Annotated in this window: 15 protein-coding genes; 4 read left to right on the top strand and 11 right to left on the bottom strand. The window is 57.4% G+C overall.

Annotated features, from left to right (window positions below; genetic code table 11):
• Nucleotides 1–110: 110 nt before the first annotated feature.
• The 5 genes from AC0T7J_RS13255 to AC0T7J_RS13275 are packed head-to-tail and all read right to left on the bottom strand — an operon-like array spanning nucleotide 111 to nucleotide 5635.
• Nucleotides 111–968, bottom strand: coding sequence for a phosphogluconate dehydrogenase C-terminal domain-containing protein (locus AC0T7J_RS13255; protein WP_182687753.1), 858 nt, complete (start codon nucleotides 966–968; stop codon nucleotides 111–113).
• Complete coding sequence (locus tag AC0T7J_RS13260; protein WP_182687712.1) at nucleotides 968–1777, bottom strand: sugar phosphate isomerase/epimerase family protein; 810 nt, start codon at nucleotides 1775–1777, stop codon at nucleotides 968–970. The genes AC0T7J_RS13255 and AC0T7J_RS13260 overlap by 1 nt, the downstream gene beginning before the upstream one ends.
• On the bottom strand, nucleotides 1774–2553 hold the full coding sequence (locus AC0T7J_RS13265; protein WP_182687710.1) for a triose-phosphate isomerase family protein: 780 nt from the start codon (nucleotides 2551–2553) through the stop codon (nucleotides 1774–1776). Before AC0T7J_RS13265 ends, AC0T7J_RS13260 begins: the two co-directional genes overlap by 4 nt.
• Before the next feature lie 2 nt (nucleotides 2554–2555).
• A complete protein-coding gene (locus tag AC0T7J_RS13270) occupies nucleotides 2556–4301 on the bottom strand; it encodes a dihydroxyacetone kinase family protein (protein ID WP_473794784.1) in 1746 nt (581 codons plus the stop codon).
• Nucleotides 4298–5635 carry an MFS transporter gene (locus tag AC0T7J_RS13275; protein ID WP_473794786.1) on the bottom strand — a complete coding sequence of 446 codons (1338 nt, stop codon included), beginning with the start codon at nucleotides 5633–5635 and terminating at the stop codon, nucleotides 4298–4300. Before AC0T7J_RS13275 ends, AC0T7J_RS13270 begins: the two co-directional genes overlap by 4 nt.
• A gap of 435 nt (nucleotides 5636–6070) precedes the next feature.
• On the opposite strand from AC0T7J_RS13275, the gene rpiB reads away from it, so the two are divergent.
• Both rpiB and tal read left to right on the top strand, forming a co-directional pair.
• Nucleotides 6071–6529: a ribose 5-phosphate isomerase B gene (gene rpiB / locus AC0T7J_RS13280; protein WP_064703550.1), complete on the top strand. Its 459-nt coding sequence runs from the start codon at nucleotides 6071–6073 to the stop codon at nucleotides 6527–6529.
• Between the two features lie 141 nt (nucleotides 6530–6670).
• Entirely contained in the window at nucleotides 6671–7621 is a 951-nt protein-coding gene (gene tal, locus AC0T7J_RS13285; protein WP_473794788.1) for a transaldolase, read from the top strand.
• Nucleotides 7622–7652: 31 nt separating this feature from the next.
• On the opposite strand, the gene trhA is transcribed toward tal, so the two are convergent.
• Nucleotides 7653–8318, bottom strand: a complete 666-nt coding sequence (trhA, locus tag AC0T7J_RS13290; RefSeq protein WP_473794790.1) for a PAQR family membrane homeostasis protein TrhA — start codon at nucleotides 8316–8318, stop codon at nucleotides 7653–7655.
• Between the two features lie 168 nt (nucleotides 8319–8486).
• Between trhA and AC0T7J_RS13295 the strand changes: the two genes are divergently transcribed.
• Both AC0T7J_RS13295 and AC0T7J_RS13300 read left to right on the top strand, forming a co-directional pair.
• Nucleotides 8487–9206, top strand: a complete 720-nt coding sequence (locus tag AC0T7J_RS13295; protein WP_473794792.1) for a MurR/RpiR family transcriptional regulator — start codon at nucleotides 8487–8489, stop codon at nucleotides 9204–9206.
• 115 nt (nucleotides 9207–9321) lie between these two features.
• Entirely contained in the window at nucleotides 9322–10761 is a 1440-nt protein-coding gene (locus AC0T7J_RS13300; protein WP_473794794.1) for a 6-phospho-beta-glucosidase, read from the top strand.
• A 30-nt stretch (nucleotides 10762–10791) separates the two neighbouring features.
• Here AC0T7J_RS13300 and AC0T7J_RS13305 read toward each other — a convergent pair whose 3' ends face one another.
• From AC0T7J_RS13305 to ubiI, 5 genes are all read right to left on the bottom strand, one after another.
• Nucleotides 10792–11535 (bottom strand): SDR family oxidoreductase, encoded by a 744-nt coding sequence (locus AC0T7J_RS13305; protein WP_473794796.1) that lies wholly within the window; start codon nucleotides 11533–11535, stop codon nucleotides 10792–10794.
• A gap of 66 nt (nucleotides 11536–11601) precedes the next feature.
• On the bottom strand, nucleotides 11602–14475 hold the full coding sequence (gene gcvP, locus AC0T7J_RS13310) for an aminomethyl-transferring glycine dehydrogenase (protein ID WP_473794798.1): 2874 nt from the start codon (nucleotides 14473–14475) through the stop codon (nucleotides 11602–11604).
• An 80-nt stretch (nucleotides 14476–14555) separates the two neighbouring features.
• Nucleotides 14556–14942 carry a glycine cleavage system protein GcvH gene (gene gcvH, locus AC0T7J_RS13315; protein ID WP_473794800.1) on the bottom strand — a complete coding sequence of 129 codons (387 nt, stop codon included), beginning with the start codon at nucleotides 14940–14942 and terminating at the stop codon, nucleotides 14556–14558.
• A 23-nt stretch (nucleotides 14943–14965) separates the two neighbouring features.
• Nucleotides 14966–16063, bottom strand: a complete 1098-nt coding sequence (gcvT, locus tag AC0T7J_RS13320) for a glycine cleavage system aminomethyltransferase GcvT (protein WP_473794802.1) — start codon at nucleotides 16061–16063, stop codon at nucleotides 14966–14968.
• Between the two features lie 432 nt (nucleotides 16064–16495).
• On the bottom strand, nucleotides 16496–17698 hold the full coding sequence (gene ubiI / locus AC0T7J_RS13325; RefSeq protein WP_124890311.1) for an FAD-dependent 2-octaprenylphenol hydroxylase: 1203 nt from the start codon (nucleotides 17696–17698) through the stop codon (nucleotides 16496–16498).
• Between the last annotated feature and the right edge of the window lie 13 nt (nucleotides 17699–17711).

Here is a 17711-nt window from a genome sequence, read left to right on the forward strand (position 1 = left end):
TCGCAGTGAGTTACCTGACTAAGCACAGGCGTTTAAGGAGGGAATTTATACCATTGAACCGGCTCACCTCGCCAGGCATTGAGGCGGCGAGCCGGTAGCGGTGTCACAGATTAGCGACGAATGGCGTCGATTTTCAGCATCCGGGCAATCACGATATCCAGCTCTTTCTGATCGAAAATCTGCTTCCAGTCAGGCTTCACAATCTTTTCGCGTCCATATTCCATGGCGATCATGCAGGCATCAGAGAACGGATTAGTGGCGCGGAACGCTACCGCCAGCGCAATCTGAATATGCCCGTAGAGCATCGCTTTTGCGGCCTCTTCCGGAACGCCACTGTGCTTCACCGTTTCATCGAGCGCTTCTTTCATAAAGGCACCGACCATGCAGGCGACGGTCTCAACCAGCGTCGGCTCAAGATAGGCCAGTTGGGTCACCGTCACCCAGTGCACCTGCTCCACCGGGCCATACATCACGCTGATCACCTTGCTGAGTTCGGCGCGCTGCGCCTCGCTGCCCGTTTCATAAGCCGCGGCAACGTGCTGAATCGCAGCAATGCCGCCAAAGGCGTCGGCGTGCTCCTCTTTAGTGTAACGCTCAAGGAACACCGATGGATGACAGGGATGCGCCACTGCATACTGAATATCGTCACGCTGGAAGATCAGATTGGCATAGGCGGCGGCTGGATCGAGCGTTAACAGCACCGCACCGGCCTTCATCTGCGGCACTACCGCTTCAGAGACCTTACCCAGCACGATATCCGGCACCGCCAGGATCACCACGTCGCTTAACGGCACCACCGAGGCGGCATCCGACAGTTCACGGCCCTGTTGAGTGACCTGCTGCTGCGCCGCGGGCGAATTTTCACAGTAAAAGACCTGGTAATCACTTTTCTGGAAGTTGGCTGAAATGCGCATGCCCATCTTGCCGCCAGCGCCAATCACAGTAAGGGTTTTCAGTTGATTCATTATTACTCCCGATTTTGTTTACTACGTAAAAATTCCACGCTGCGTGCTGTCCACTCAGCTTCACGCTGACAGGTGGTGGCAGCGTCTTCCTGCCACGGCAGCCAGTGTTCAATAATCTGGTTAATGCCGCGTTCGGCCGGACGCACGCTGGCGATCATCTGGTCATAATCGAGCAAGCCTTCACCCATCGGGCAGCCGGCATAGGTAAAGCCGACCCAGCCATCACGCCGGGTAAAGGCGAAATCTTTGATATGCAGATTGCCGACCCGCGTCGCGGTCTGCGCAATGACCTGCTCAGGTAACTCCAGCCCGGCGACGCAGTTGGCCGGATCGAGACAGACACCCAGCCACGGCGACGGAAAGCGGTTAATCACGGACATCAGATCCGCCGTTTTGACCTGCTCATAAGTCTCAAGACAGAGCCGGACCTGCTGCTCTGCATAGTCCGGCAGCACGTCGGCGATCAGCTGCGCCGCCTGCTCCAGTGAGGGGCGATGGCTGGCGGTGTAAAACATCGAGCGCACGACATGCGCATCGAGCTGTTGCGCCATCTGCAGATAGCGTTGCAGATGGGCCGTCTCCAGCCCACGAGTGCCGAGTTCCAGCGTAATGCCCAGCGCATCCGCCTGCTGCCGCAATCGTTGCAGGCCGGCATCCGACCAGCTCTCAATCGCCGGATAATCGCAAATCTGGAACAGCGACAGATCGAGTGCGGCGGTCTGCTCCAGCATCTGTTCCAGCGTCAGCGGCTGCGGGACCCGCTCTGACATGCGCCAGAAAAAGGCGTAGGTGCTGAGTCCGATCTGGCTCATGAGTGACACTCCTCTGCCAGCGCGCTGGCCTCGTCAATAATCTGCTCCAGCGCGGCAGGATCGTGGGCAAAGCGGCCGAGGAACAGACCATCCACCGTTCCGCCAAGCCGCTGAATCAATCCCGGACCGGCGCTGCCGCCGTAGATCACCTGCAGAGTAATGCCTGCTGGTGTCGGCAGCTGACGCACACCTTCACACACCGCGCGGATATAGCTTTCGGGTGCCGGTTGCGGTGCGCCAATCGCCCACTGCGGTTCCCAGGCAAAAAATAGCGTGCCGGTCAGGCCCTGCTGTTGTGCCAGCGACAGCGCCTCGCCCAGCTGCTGCTGGCACAGGGCAATCGCCTGCGACGGCTCCCCCTGCTGCGCTTCCCCGATGCATAACACCGGCGTCAGGCCATGGCTAAGCGACATCGCCACCTTGGCGGCAATCTGCGCGGAATCTTCATTGAAATGGCGGCGGCGTTCGGCGTGACCGATCTCCGCCAGCGAACAGCCCAGCTCCTGCAGCATGCTGGCGCTGACTTCACCGGTCCAGGCACCGTTTTCAGCCTGGCAGACATCCTGACCCCCAACGCGTACCGGCGTATCGGCAAAAATAGCGGCAGCCGCCGGTATCGCCGGATAGGCGGGCAACACAAACAGCCCGATATCGCCGCGCTGAATCGCCGGATGACGCCGCGCCAGTGCGGCAACATCGTGGCACCAGTCGAGGGTTTGCTGGTAGCCAAAATACATTTTCAGGCTGACACCCAGCCACAGAACAGGTTGTGACATGCTCAGGCTCCCTGATCCGCGGTGGCGTGATCTTTCAGCAAATCGGCCACGGTATTGACGATCATCGCCAGCGAAATCGCGCCTGCATCGGGCGTGCCGAGGCTTTTTTCAGCCAGCGGCCGGGCGCGCCCCATTTTCGGCAGCAGTTGCGCCGTGGCCTGCGCGGCGTCATCAGCCACCCGTGCCGCTTCGCACCAGGCCTCGGTCAGTGAGGTACCGCGCGCAACGGCGGCGTTCAGGCTGTCGCTGAACGGGACCAGCACATCCACCATAGTCTTATCGCCGACCCGCGCTTTGCCGAAATGCTGAATCCCTTCCTGCGCCTGCCGCACGCCACGGGCAATGCGCGCGGCGTCTGGCGTCTGGCTGTCACCGATGGCGGTTCCGATGGCAGTCAGCGCCACGCCCCACAATGCGCCGGAGGTGCCTCCCGCTTTATCCGCCCAGGCATCAGCCGCACGGCATAACAGTGTGCCGGCTCCTGCTCCTCGCGCCGCCACCTCACGCGCCTTTTCAACCGCGCCCAATACGCCGCGTTCCATCCCGATGCCGTGATCGCCATCGCCTGCCACCGCATCAATATCACCCAGTTTCTCGGCGTTGCGTTTCAGCATGGTGGCTACTGCCTCCAGCAGTTGCAGCAACTGTTTTGCGCTCTGCTGTGAGTCAGCGCTGGCGACAGGCAGGCTTTCTTCCGCCTGCTCCAGTATCGCATCCGGACCCAGCGCTTCGGCAACGATGACACTGCCTTTGCGGTAGGCTGGTGCATTGGCCGGGGCGCGCCAGAAGGTTTCCAGCTCATCATCCAGCCACATCAACGTCAGTGAAGCGCCAGCCATATTGAAGCTGGTAACAAACTCGCCGACGTCCGGCTCAATGACCTGCAACTGCGCCACCTCAAGCAGCTGCGCCACGCGGCGATAGACCACGAACAGCTCTTCATATTTCACCGTGCCGAGGCCATTAAGGATCACCGCAACCCGCTCTCCCGCCGTCTGGCTGATGCCCGGCGGCAGCTCGCTGAGCAGCCGGTTAACGAAAATTTCGGCCAGCTCATCGGCGGTCGGCACGGCCGATTCGTTGATACCAGGTTCGCCATGAATGCCCAGCCCCAGCGCCATGCGCCCTTTTTCCACGTCGAACAGCGGGTGCGACGCGCCCGGTAAGGTACAGCCAGAAAACGCCACGCCAAACGAACGGGTGCGATTATTGGCATGCTGCGCCAGCTGGAGTACCTGCTTCAGTGGATGGCCCGCTTCGGCAGCGGCGCAGGCAACTTTGAACACCGTCAGATCACCGGCGACGCCTCGCCGTTTCTCAATCTCGTCGATGCCGGCGCTGGAAATATCGTCGGTGACCGCCAGAATCTCGCACGGGACTCCATCGCCGCGCAGACGCTCACAGGCCTGACCGAAATGCAGCACGTCACCGGCATAGTTGCCGAACATCAGTAACACGCCACCGCCATTACTGGCAGCGCGCGCCACATTATAAATTTGCTGCGCCGACGGCGAGGCAAACAGGTTGCCCATCGCCGCGCCGTGCGCCAGACCTTGTCCAACCAACCCGGCGAACGCCGGATAATGACCTGAGCCACCACCCACCACGACCGCCACGCTGCCCGGCTGGCTGCGGGTGTTGCGCACCACCCCGCCCGGCACCTGACGTACTTTATCGGCATTAGCGGCCACGAAGCCTTCGATCAGTTCAGCCGCGAAAGCGGAAGGCTGGTTAAACAGGTAAGTCATGGTAATTGCTCCTGTGCGAGAGAGGTCGGTTCCAGCTGGCGGCTACGGTTCAGCAACAGCATCAGCACTGCTGACAACAACATGAAGCCGCCAACCACAAACATCGGTACGGTGTAGCTGCTGGTGGCATCGTGCAGTGCGCCGGTGATATAGCCCGCCGAGAAGCCCGCCACATTGCCCAGCGTGTTAATCAGGGCGATGGCGGCCGCGGCCGAAGCGCCGGTCAGAAACTGCGTCGGCAAGGTCCAGAAATTGGGTAAGGCGGCAAAGATAGAGCTGGCGGTAATCGCAATCACCATGATGGTGGTGAAAGGCGAGTCCATGAACAGCGCCAGCGGCACGCTGATGCCACCGGTCACCGCCGGAATCGCGATGTGCCAGGTTTTGCAGCCACGACGAGAGGCGTCACGGGACCAGAAGAACATCACCACCGCGGCAATCAGGTAAGGCACGCCGGTAATCAATCCTTTTTGCATCACATTGAAGGTGGTGCCGAACTGCTGCTGGAAGCCGCCGATGATGGTTGGCAGGAAAAAGGCCAGCGCGTAGAGACCGTAGATAAAACCGAAGTAGATCAGACACAGCATCCAGACGCGGCGATTGCCGAGAATGCTGCGCACGCCCTGGTGTCCGGTCTGGGTTTTCGTCTTATGTTCTGCATCCAGCTCGCGGGTCAGCCAGTTTTTCTCGTCTGCCGTCAGCCATTTCGCCTGACGCGGTGTATCCACCAGCCAGAACAGCGCCACGATGCCGATCAGAATGGCCGGGATGGAGACGCCGAGGAACATCACGCGCCAGCCCGCCAGGCCAAACAGGCCATGCTGTTCAATAAAGGATGCTGCCAGCGGTGCGCCGAACACCACAGTCAGTGGCTGCGCCAGATAAAACAGCGACAGGATTTTGCTGCGGTGGCGTGCGGGCACCCACATGCTGAGATAGAGGATCGCGCCGGGAAAAAAGCCCGCTTCCGCAATGCCCAGCAGCAGGCGCAAGGTATAGAGCCCGTTAATGCTGCTGACCCAGGTAAAAAGCAGCGACACGATGCCCCAGCTGATCATGATGCGCGCCAGCCATTTACGGGCGCCAAAACGATGCAGCGCCAGATTGCTCGGCACTTCCAGCAGGATATAACCGATGAAAAAGATGCCGGAGGCGAGACCGAACTGCACGGCGGTCAGGCCGAGATCCTCCGTCATGCCATTGGGTCCGGCGAATGAAATCGCCGTACGGTCGAGGAAGTTGATAAAAAACATCAGGGCGACAAACGGCACCAGTCGCCAGGAGATCTTACGAATCGCGGATTGCTCCACGTCAGTCATTGTGGTCTGGATCATGACGCACCTCCGGTCTGGGCGCGATAAAAAGTGGGGTCAGGTGTTGGCAACGCACGCGGTGCATTGTCGAAGTAGGTGCAAAAAGCAGGGCTTGGGTAATCCATGTGCGAGTCCTCAATGGGTCTTCTTGTACATTGGTATCACTATTCGAACAAATGAACAGTACACGTATAATTGAGCAGCTCTCAACAGTAACGATGAGATCTGTGATCCTCTTCAAATGAATTAAATTCAGCGCAATTTTCAGATAACCTGCTGGCATGCCGCGCCCGACGGGGAAGAATCACGCTTACAGCGCAGCCAGTTGCCGCGATACCGCGCAAAACAAATGAAATACTATTGAACATATGAACAAAAATATGTCAGGCTAAAGCTGAACATTTTTACGCCTGTCATTGCGTGGCGGGCTGAGCGGGTAACTGGCTGGAGAAGACGATGAAAACGATCGCGATTGGCGCCGATGATGCGGCGATTGAACTTAAAAATTTGATTAAACGTCATCTGGAAGAGAAGCAGTACGAGGTGGTGGATTACAGCAATGACGCCCGCAATGACCGCCCAATGTATCCGGACGTGGCCTTTGCGCTGGCGACGGCAATCCAGCAGGGAAAATATCAGCGCGGCATTCTGCTGTGCGGTACCGGCATTGGTGTAGCGATCGTGGCCAATAAAGTCCCCGGCGTCCGGGCGGCCCAGTGCCATGACACCTTCTCGGCCGAGCGCGCCCGTAAAAGTAATAATGCGCAGGTGATGACGATGGGCGCACGCGTGGTGGGACCGGAACTGGCGAAAAGCATCGTCAACGCCTGGCTGGCGTCGGAGTTTGAGGCCGGTGGGTCGAGCGCAAAAGTCGATAAAATTGATTATTACGAGCAGGCGAGCCTGAATAAGTAAGCCGCGCTTTTTCATCAGGCGAAGCCACCTGTTACCGGACTCCGCCTGACTTTCCTTTACCACACCACCAGAGAGGCGACGCGGCTTTCGCAGGGAAAAATGTGCCTGGCGTGGCGCTGCGGGTCTGACTATGGAGCAGAAATGAACCCTTTAGAGGCGTTGAAACAGTTCACCACCGTGGTGGCCGACAGCGGCGATATCGAGGCGATACGTCGCTATCACCCGCAGGATGCCACCACAAATCCGTCACTGGTCCTGAAAGCGGCGACGCTGCCCCGTTACCAGCCGCTGATTGAGCAGGCGATTGATGACGCCCGCACGCAGGGCGGCAGCAAACAGACGCAGATCATCAATGCCAGCGATCGGGTCGCGGTTAACCTTGGGGTGGAGATCCTGAAAAACGTGCCGGGCCGGGTTTCGACCGAGGTGGATGCGCGTCTCTCCTTTGACCGCGGCATGTGTGTCACCAAAGGCGAAAAGCTGGTACGGATGTATGAAGAGCAAGGGATTGATCGCTCACGCATTCTGATCAAGCTGGCGGCCACCTGGGAAGGGATCCGCGCGGCTGAAACCCTGGAGCGCAACGGCATCCAGTGCAACCTGACGCTGCTGTTTTCCTTTGCTCAGGCGCAGGCCTGTGCCGAAGCGGGAGTGTTTCTGATTTCGCCATTTGTCGGGCGTATCTATGACTGGCATCAGAGCCGCAATCCAGAGACGGAGTACGATGCGCAGCACGATCACGGCGTGATGTCAGTACGCAACATTTATCACTACTACAAATCTCACCGCTATCAGACGGTGATTATGGGCGCCAGCTTTCGTAAAACCGAACAGGTGCTGGCGCTGGCGGGCTGCGATCGACTGACAATCTCCCCCGATCTGCTGCAGAGCCTGGAAAGCAGCACGCTGCTGGTGACGCGCCAGTTAACACCTTCAACGGCGGTGTCGAATCCGCCTTCTCCGCTGACAGAAGCGCAATTCCGCTGGCTGCATAATCAGGATCCAATGGCGGTCGATAAACTGGCGGAAGGCATCCGCCAGTTCGCCGTGGATCAGCAAAAGCTGGAAGATATGCTCGCTTCACGACTCTGATCGTCGCCAGGCGGAAGCCCGTTCCGCCTGGCTACCTGACATAAAAATAGATAGCGCAGAAGTGGCAGAGACTGCCGCCCAGCACGAACAAATGCCAGATGGCGTGGTTAAACGGAATGCGGCGCGCCACATAAAAAATCACACCCAGCGAATAGATAATCCCGCCTGCGGCCAGCAGCCAGATGCAGCCCGGCGGCAGGATCATCGCCAGCTGATAAACCACAATCAGCGACAACCATCCCATACAGAGATAGGTCACCAGCGACAGCGCTTTAAAGCGATGCGCAATCGTGAGCTTGAACAGGATACCGGCCAGCGCCAGCCCCCAGATCACCGCCATCAGTCCATATGCCAGCGGCGTCCTCAGCGCGACCAGCAGAAACGGCGTATAGGTGCCGGCAATCAGCAGATAGATGGCGCAGTGATCGAACTTTTTCAGCCAGGGTCTGGCCGGGCCAGCCGGAATAGCGTGATAGAGCGTCGAGGCCAGAAACAGCAGGATCATGCTGCCACCATAGAGTCTGTAGCTGATAAAAGTGATGGTGTCGGCCTGCCTCTCGATGGCCTGATTGAGCATCAGTATCAGACCGACGATGCCGAACAGGCAGCCAAGACCATGACTGATACTGTTGGCAATTTCCTCGGCGAACGAATAGCCCGCGGCGTGTTGATGTTTGTGAGAGAGTGTGGGGGTCATAACAGGTTCCTGAGCAACTCCATAGCGGTGATATCGTTATCCAGCGTAGCCAACAATTTTTCAGTGTACACTTGTACGCTAAAATTATCCTGGTGAAATTCACTATCCCTTAAACCGGTTGATGAATCTGGTAAACTGGCCGCCGGTCAACTGTTCAATGAGTCATCCATGTTTTCGCATCGCGATCTCGCCCGCCTTAACGATCTGGAAATGCAGGTCTATCAGTTCATCATTAAGCACCGCGAAGGCGTCAGCTACATGACGATCCGCGAGCTGGCTGAGCAGGCTGGTGTCTCCACCACCACCGTGCTGCGTTTCTGTCGCAAGATGGGCTGTGAAGGCTGGTCGGAATTCCGCATCCGCCTGCGCTTAAACGAACAGCAGAGTGCGCCAATGCTCAACAAGGCGGGCGTCAGTGAAATGCTGAGCTTTTTTAAGAGCATCAATAATCCTGAGTTTGAACAACTCATCGCTGAGGCCGCGCAGAAGATTAATCAGGCTGAGCGGGTGTTTTTTATTGGCGTCGGCACCTCCGGCAGCCTGGCAAAATATGGCGCACGCTTTTTCTCTAACCTCGGTAAATTCAGCCACGCGATTGACGATCCCTATTATCCGGTCAGTCCCGATCTCTATGAAAATGCCATTGCCCTTATTTTATCGGTCTCCGGTGAAACGGAAGAGATCCTGCGCATTGCCAGCCAGTTCAGCCTGAATAAGTGCAAAATCATTGCGATAACCAACACGGAGAGCTGCTCGCTGGCGAAGATCGGTGATTTCAACCTCTGCTACCATGTGCCCATCATCCGTATGGCGGACAATTCCGACATTACGACTCAGGTGCCGGTGACCTATATTATTGAAGCAATCGGCCGCCAGCTGGGGAAATAAAACAGCCTGTTTTTTGGATGTAACAAACGCCATTATTGCCGCGCTGTTATATCGTGACTTTCATTATTGCCTTGCTACACTCAGCTCAATTTCAATATCCGTAATGGGGTGAAGCATGAGTGCAGAATTGCAGTTACCAAAAGGCTTTCTTTGGGGCGGAGCGGTGGCAGCGCATCAGGTTGAAGGCGGCTGGGATCAGGGCGGCAAAGGCATCAGCATTGCTGACGTGATGACCGGCGGTTCACATGGCGTTGACCGGGTGATCACCGACGGCGTGCAGCCGGGTCATTTCTACCCGAACCACAAGGGTGTGGAGTTTTACTCCCACTACAAACAGGATGTCGCGCTGTTCGCCGAGATGGGCTTCAAATGTTTCCGTACCTCGATTGCCTGGACCCGCATCTTCCCTAACGGTGACGAGCAGCAGCCCAACGAAGCGGGCCTGCAATTCTATGACGACCTGTTTGATGAACTGCTGAAGTATGGCATTGAACCGGTCATCACCCTTTCGCACTTCGAAATGCCTTATCACCTGGTCAAAGAGTATGGCGGCTGGCACAACCGCAAAGTGGTCGACTTCTTTGTGCGCTTCAGCGAAGTGGTGCTGAACCGCTATAAAAGCAAAGTGAAATACTGGATGACCTTCAATGAGATTAACAACCAGCGTAACTGGCAGTATCCGCTGTTTGGTTACTGCTGTTCAGGCGTGATCTTTACCGAACATGAGAAGCCTGAACAGGCGATGTATCAGGTAATGCACCACCAGTTTGTTGCCAGCGCAAAAGTGGTGAAACTCGGCCACGACATCAATCCTGACTTCCGGATTGGCTGCATGATCGCCATGGTGCCGGTCTATCCCTTCTCCTGCCACCCGGACGATGTGGTGCTGGCGCAGGAATCGATGCATCAGCGCTATGTCTTCAGTGACGTGCAGATGCGCGGCTACTATCCGGCCTACACCCTGAAAGAGTGGGCGCGCAAGGGTTACGACATTCAGATGGAAGCGGATGATGCCGAGACCCTGCGCCAGGGCTGTGCAGACTATGTGGGTTTCAGCTACTACATGAGCAATGCGGTGAAAACCGATGCCAGCGGCGTTGACGATCCGATCACCGGCTTTGAAGGTGTGGTGAAAAACCCACATGTGAAAGCATCAGACTGGGGCTGGCAGATCGATCCGGTTGGCCTGCGCTATGCCATGAACGAGCTGTATGAGCGTTACCAGAAGCCGCTGTTTATTGTTGAAAACGGCTTTGGTGCTATCGATAAGCCAAACGCCAATGGCGTGATTGAAGATGATTACCGCATCGACTATCTGCGTGCGCATATCGAAGAGATGAAGAAAGCTGTGGCGTACGATGGTGTGGATTTAATGGGCTATACGCCGTGGGGCTGCCTCGATTGCGTCTCGTTTACCACCGGCCAGTACGACAAACGTTACGGCTTTATTCATGTGAATAAAAACGATGATGGCAGCGGCGATTTTTCTCGTGGGAAGAAAAAGAGTTTCAGCTGGTATCAGCAGGTTATCGCCAGTAACGGCGAAAACCTGTAAGTCATCACGCCGCATCAGCGGCAAAGTGAGTTAACGCCCACCGGCAGCGTCAATGATGCTGCCGGTGACATAAGAGGCCGCGTCGCTGGCCAGCCAGACGATCGCTTCCGCCACCTCTTCTGCTTCACCGCCGCGTCCCATCGGGATCACGCTGGCAAGCCTGTCCACTCTGCCCGGCTCTCCGCCATCGGCATGCATCTCTGTATAGATGAATCCTGGACGTACGCCGTTGACCCTAATTCCCTGCTGCGCTACTTCCAGAGACAATCCTCTGGTCAGCGTGTCCATCGCCCCTTTTGAGGCGGCGTAATCGACATATTCGCCAGGCGCACCGGTACGCGACGCGGCCGATGAGACGTTGACAATGGCGCCACCCTGGCCGCCGTGATGCGTGCCCATCCGCTTAACCGCCTCACGACAGCAGAGAAAAGACCCAATCACGTTGGTGGCAAAGACCGTATGCAGGCGCGCCGCATCCAGCTGCTCGGTGCGACACTGCTGAAACAAAATTCCGGCGTTGTTCACCAGCAACGCCAGCGGTTCGGACTGCTGGTCGAGCTGCGCAAACATCGCCATCACCTGGGCTTCATCACTGATATCTGCCTGAACTGCAAAGGCTTTGCCACCCTGCTGCTGGATCTGTGCCACCACCTGTTGAGCTTCTGGTTCGCGCTGACGGTAGTTCACCGCAACCCGATAACCCCGCGCTGCCAGTAACAGCGCCGTGGCCCGCCCGATACTGCGACCGCCCCCCGTAACCAGTGCCAGTTTCATGCTGATTCTCCAGAACAAAGGGCCGACGAATCGGCCCTTCATGGTTAACGTTTGCCTGCAGAGAGATTACTGATAGTCGCTCATCGGCACGCAGGAGCAGAACAGATTCCGGTCGCCAAACACATCATCCAGACGTTTTACCGTCGGCCAGTATTTGTTGTGGCTGCCCGCAGGGAAGACTGCCAGTTCGCGGCTGTAAGGATGTGACCACTCACTGACGATTTCCAGCTGGGTATGCGGCGCATTAACCAGCGGGTTGTCATCCAGCGGCCATTCACCCGACGTCACCCGATCAATCTCCATGCGGATCGCCAGCATCGCGTCGATAAAGCGATCCAGTTCGATTTTGCTCTCCGATTCGGTCGGCTCCACCATCAGCGTACCTGCCACCGGGAAGGACATCGTTGGTGCGTGGAATCCGTAATCGATCAGGCGCTTGGCAATATCCAGCTCACTGATGCCGGTCTGCTCTTTCAGCGGACGGATGTCAAGAATACATTCGTGCGCCACGCGACCGTCACGGCCGGTGTAGAGCACCGGATAGGCCGACTGCAGCCGGCGGGCAATGTAGTTGGCATTCAGAATCGCGACCGAACTGGCCTGTTTCAGCCCTTCCGCGCCCATCATGCGAATGTACATCCAGCTGATTGGCAGAATGGATGCACTGCCAAACGGCGCTGCGGATACGGCGCCCTGCTGCGTCAGTACACCGTCGATCTGTACCACGCTGTGCCCCGGCACAAACGGGGCCAGGTGCGCTTTGACGCCAATCGGTCCCATACCCGGGCCGCCGCCGCCGTGCGGAATGCAGAAGGTTTTATGCAGATTCAGGTGCGAGACATCTGCGCCGATGTAGCCTGGCGTGGTGATGCCGACCTGCGCATTCATGTTCGCGCCATCCAGATAAACCTGACCGCCGTATTGATGCACGATCTGGCACACTTCACGGATGGTTTCTTCATAGACGCCGTGGGTGGAAGGATAAGTCACCATGATGCAGGAGAGCTTATCGCCCGCCTGAGCCGCTTTTTCACGCAGGTCGCCAAGGTCGATGTTGCCCTGTTTATCGCAGGCCACGACCACCACATCCATGCCCGCCATCTGGGCTGAGGCCGGGTTAGTGCCGTGCGCCGAGCTCGGGATCAGGCAGAGATGACGATCGCCCTCGCCACGGCTTTCGTGATAGCGACGGATTGCCAGCAGGCCGGCATATTCACCCTGCGCGCCGGAGTTTGGCTGCATACAGAGCGCATCATAGCCGGTGAGCTGCACCAGCCACTGCGAAAGCTGGCCGATCATCTGCAGATAGCCGGTAGCCTGTTCAGCCGGGCAGAATGGATGCAGCTCCGCAAATTCCGGCCAGGTGATCGGGATCATCTCTGCCGCGGCATTGAGCTTCATGGTGCAGGAGCCCAGCGGGATCATCGCCTGATTCAGTGCCAGATCCTTTTTCTCCAGGCTGTGCATGTAGCGCATCATCTCGGTTTCGCTGTGATGACGGTTAAACACCGAATGGGTCAGGATCTCGCTTTGGCGTTGCAGGCCAGCAGGAATCGCGTGGCTTTCGCTGGCCACTTCGCTGTCGAGCTTTTCCAGGTCCTGACCGTGTTCATCACCCAGCAGGATAGCGAACAGAGCCAGAATATCTTCGCGGCAGGTGGTTTCATCAAGCGTGATACCGACGGCGTTATGGATGTCGCTACGCAGGTTAACGCCAAAGCTCAGGGCGCGGTTCAGCACGGCGGCTTTATCTGCCACTTCCACCGTCAGCGTATCGAACCAGTGCTGATGGCGCAGCTTCAGACCGCCCTGTTGCAGTCCCGCCGCCAGAATGTTGGTGAAGCGATGAATGCGTGAGGCAATGCGTTTCAGACCCGCCGGGCCGTGGAATACCGCATAGAGACCGGCGATGTTTGCCAGCAGCACCTGCGACGTACAGATGTTGGAGTTGGCCTTTTCACGGCGGATATGTTGTTCACGGGTCTGCATCGCCATACGCAGCGCCGTGTTGCCCGCCGCATCACGTGAAACACCAATAATACGGCCTGGCATCGAACGTTTGTGCTCGTCGCGGCTGGCGAAGAAGGCCGCGTGAGGGCCGCCGTAGCCCATTGGCACGCCGAAGCGCTGAGCTGAACCAAAGACAATGTCTGCGCCCTGCTTGCCTGGCGCTTCCAGTAACACCAGCGACATAAAGTCCGCCGCCACGCTGACCACCACTTTGCGGGCTTTCAGTCCGGCAATCAGTGCGCTGTAATCGTGCGCTTCGCCGGTGGTGCCTACCTGTTGCAGCAGCACGCCAAACAGGTCGTCATGATCGGGCGCTTTGTCCGCGCTATCAATAATCAGTTCGAAACCGAACGTCTCCGCACGCGTACGGACCACATCCAGCGTCTGCGGATGGATATCATCGGCAATGAAGAATTTATTGGCGTTTTTGAGCTTACTGACGCGTTTTGCCATCGCCATCGCTTCGGCGGCAGCGGTCGCTTCGTCCAGCAGTGAGGCGGACGCGATATCCATGCCGGTGAGATCCAGCGTCAGCTGCTGGAAGTTCAGCAGCGCTTCCAGACGGCCCTGGGAGACCTCGGGTTGATACGGGGTATAGGCGGTGTACCAGCCCGGATTCTCCAGCATATTACGCAGGATAACCGGCGGGGTGATCACCGCGCTATACCCCATACCGATCCAGGATTTGTAACGCAGATTCTGGCTGGCAATCGCTTTCAGTTCGGCCAGAGCCTGCTGTTCAGTGGCGGCTTCACCAACTGCTGGCGGGCCAGGCAGCTGAATGTCTGCCGGCACAATCGTGCTGATTAACGCTTCCAGCGAACGGGCACCAATAGCGTCAAGCATCTGCGCCTGCTGCTCAGGTGAAGGACCGATATGGCGCTCAATGAATGCACCGTTGTGTTCAAGCTGGCTGAGAGTCTGAGTCATTAGCAGTAAATCCTGAATCGGGCTGGGGGAACCGGAGAGCAAACATAAATCTGCGGCCTCTTTACGAGGCCGTCTGACGACTACTCGTCGATGGAGGCTTTGTAAGCATCCGCATCCAGCAGCGTGTCGATTTCAGACGCGTCGCTGGCCTGGATTCTGAATAACCAGCCGCCTTCATAAGGCTCGCTGTTGACCTGCTCCGGTGAGTCAGTCAGTGCTTCGTTGACCGCCACAATCTCACCGCTGATCGGCGCATAGATATCTGAAGCCGCTTTAACGGATTCCGCGACCGCACACTCTTCACCGGCGGCAAACGTTGCGCCCACTTCCGGCAAATCGACAAACACCATGTCGCCCAGTAACTCCTGTGCATGTTCAGTGATACCGACGGTGTAGCTGCCATCTTCTTCTTTGCGCACCCACTCGTGGCTGTCGCGGTACTTCAACGTATTCGGCACATTGCTCATTGGCCATTTCTCCTGAATAAAATTTACTGGGCGACCGGTTTACCGGCGCGGACAAAAACGGGACGGGTAACCTGGACCGGCATCTGGCGGTTACGGATCTCAACGATGGCGGTGCTGCCGACACTGGCCGGTACACGTGCCAGGGCAATGCTGCAACCCAGCGTCGGGGAGAAAGAGCCACTGGTGATGATGCCTTCCTGCAGCTCCCCCTGGTCATTGGTGAAACGCACCGGCAAGCCGTTTCGCAGCACCCCTTTTTCCGTGAGGATGAGTCCCACCAGCTTTTCGGTACCGCGTTCACGCTGCAGTTCCAGCGCTTCCCGGCCGATGAAATCGCGGTCAGTGGGTTCCCAGCAGACCGTCCAGCCCATGTTGGCAGCCAGCGGTGAAACGCCTTCATCCATCTCCTGACCATACAGATTCATACCCGCTTCCAGACGCAGCGTGTCGCGTGCGCCCAGTCCGGCAGGTTTAACGCCAGCAGCCAGCAGACGCTGCCAGAAATCGGCCGCCTCCTCTGCAGGCATAGCAATCTCATATCCCGCTTCGCCGGTATAGCCGGTAGTGGCGATAAACAGGTCGCCCGCCTGCACACCGAAAAATGGCTTCATGCCAGCAACAGCCTGACGCTGCTCCTCGCTGAACAGCGTCTGTGCCTTCTGCTGCGCCTGCGGACCCTGCACGGCAATCAGCGCCAGGTCGTCGCGTTCCGTCAGCGTAATGCCATAGCCCTGCGCGTGTTGCGTGATCCAGGCGAGATCGTTTTCACGGGTGGCAGAGTTCACCACCAGCCGGAAGAACTCTTCGCTCATAAAGTAAACAATTAAATCGTCAATGACGCCACCCGAGGCATTCAGCATCCCGGTGTAGAGCGCTTTGCCTGGCTGGGTCAGTTTTGCCACATCATTTGCCAGCAGGTAGCGCAGGAATTCACGGGTACGCGGGCCTGTCAGGTCGACGATGGTCATGTGAGAGACATCAAACATACCGGCGTCGGTGCGCACTACATGATGTTCATCCATCTGGGAGCCATAGTGCAGCGGCATCATCCAGCCATGAAAATCCACCATGCGGGCACCGCAGGCCTGATGCTGTTCAAACAGAGGTGTTTGCTGAGTCATAACCATCCTGTGCAGAAGCGAGTGAGTGCAAAAGTGCGCCGGAATTCAGTGCCGACGCAAACGTTCTCTTATGGCTGACGTTACCACCGAATCTGACGATTAACCATAAGCAAACCGGGGTCGAAAGCAGAGGCACAGCCTAACCAGGAACGGCTGCCAACAGGATATAAAACTGCAATTTTGTGATTAATCGCGCAATAAATGCAGGGATTTTAAATATACGCAGCAAATTTATGCGGGATGGCGTTCAGGATGTAAAAAAAATCCCGCACCAGCGGACAGAAGGATGAGGAAAAGTAATGCGAATTCGCCTGCAAAATTAGAATAAATCAAACGAAGACCTCTGCTGGTGCAGCGTTGCCTTTTTGTAGTGCAGAGCGTTTTCAGGCATAAAAAAAGCCAGCAGAAGCTGGCTCATCAGAAGGGGTAGATTTAGCGTAGCCAGGCAGGCAAATCATTCAGGCCCATCGCCTGCTTCAGCATCATAGGTTTGACACCCGGCAGGCGGTCAGCCAGTTTCAGACCCACGTCGCGCAGCAATTTTTTTGCCGGATTATTGCCGGCAAACATTTCACGGAAGCCCTGCATTCCTGCCAGCATCATCGCGGCGCTGTGCTTACGGCTGCGCTCATAGCGACGCAGATAGAGGTGCTGACCAATATCTTTGCCCTGCTGATGCAGGCGGCGAATCTCACCGATCAGCTCGGCGGCATCCATAAACCCAAGGTTAACGCCCTGACCCGCCAGCGGATGAATGGTGTGAGCCGCATCGCCCACCAGCGCCAGACGGTGCGCCGCGAAGTTGCGGGCATAGCGCGCCACCAGCGGAAACGATTTGCGCTCGCTTTCCAGCTGGCACAGGCCTAGCCGCATATCAAACGCCACTGAGAGCTGCTGATTGAACAGCGCTTCCGGCATGGTTTCCAGACGGCTCGCTTCCTGCGGCGAGAGCGACCAGACGATGGAACTGAGATGGGGATCCTGCATCGGCAGGAAAGCCAGAATGCCGTCGCCGTGAAACACCTGGCGCGCTACTGCGTCGTGCGGCTTCTCAGTGCGGACATTTGCCACTAACGCATGGTGATCGTAATCCCAGAAGGTCAGCGGGATATCGGCTTTGTTGCGCAGCCAGGAGTTAGCGCCGTCAGCGGCAATCATTAATCGCGCACTTAACATGCTGCCATCCTGCAGGGTAACAAAGGCTTCGTTGTCACCAAACGCGACCTGCTGTAACTGCGAGGGTGCCATTATCGTCACGTCGCTGCAGGCGCTGGCACGTTGCCAGAGTGCATTATGGATAACCGGGTTTTCGATAATATGGCCCAGATGCGACAGGCCCTGCTGCTGATCATCAAAGGCGATAGAGCCGAAACTGTCCTTATCCCACACTTCCATGCCGTGATAAGCGCTGGCGCGCAGCGAGAGAATGGTCGACCAGACATCCAGCTTCTGCAACAGCCGTTCGCTGGCGGCATTGATTGCCGACACGCGAACTGACGGTGACGCACTCAGCGCCAGCGGTGGCTCCGGCGATTTTTCCAGTACGGCGATGCGCAAACCGCTGCCCTGCAAGCCGCAGGCCACCGCCAGTCCCACCATACCGCCACCGGCAATCACCACATCAAAAGTTTGCATCTGAGCCTCTTTA

The organism is Pantoea sp. E956-1, from assembly GCF_982223955.1.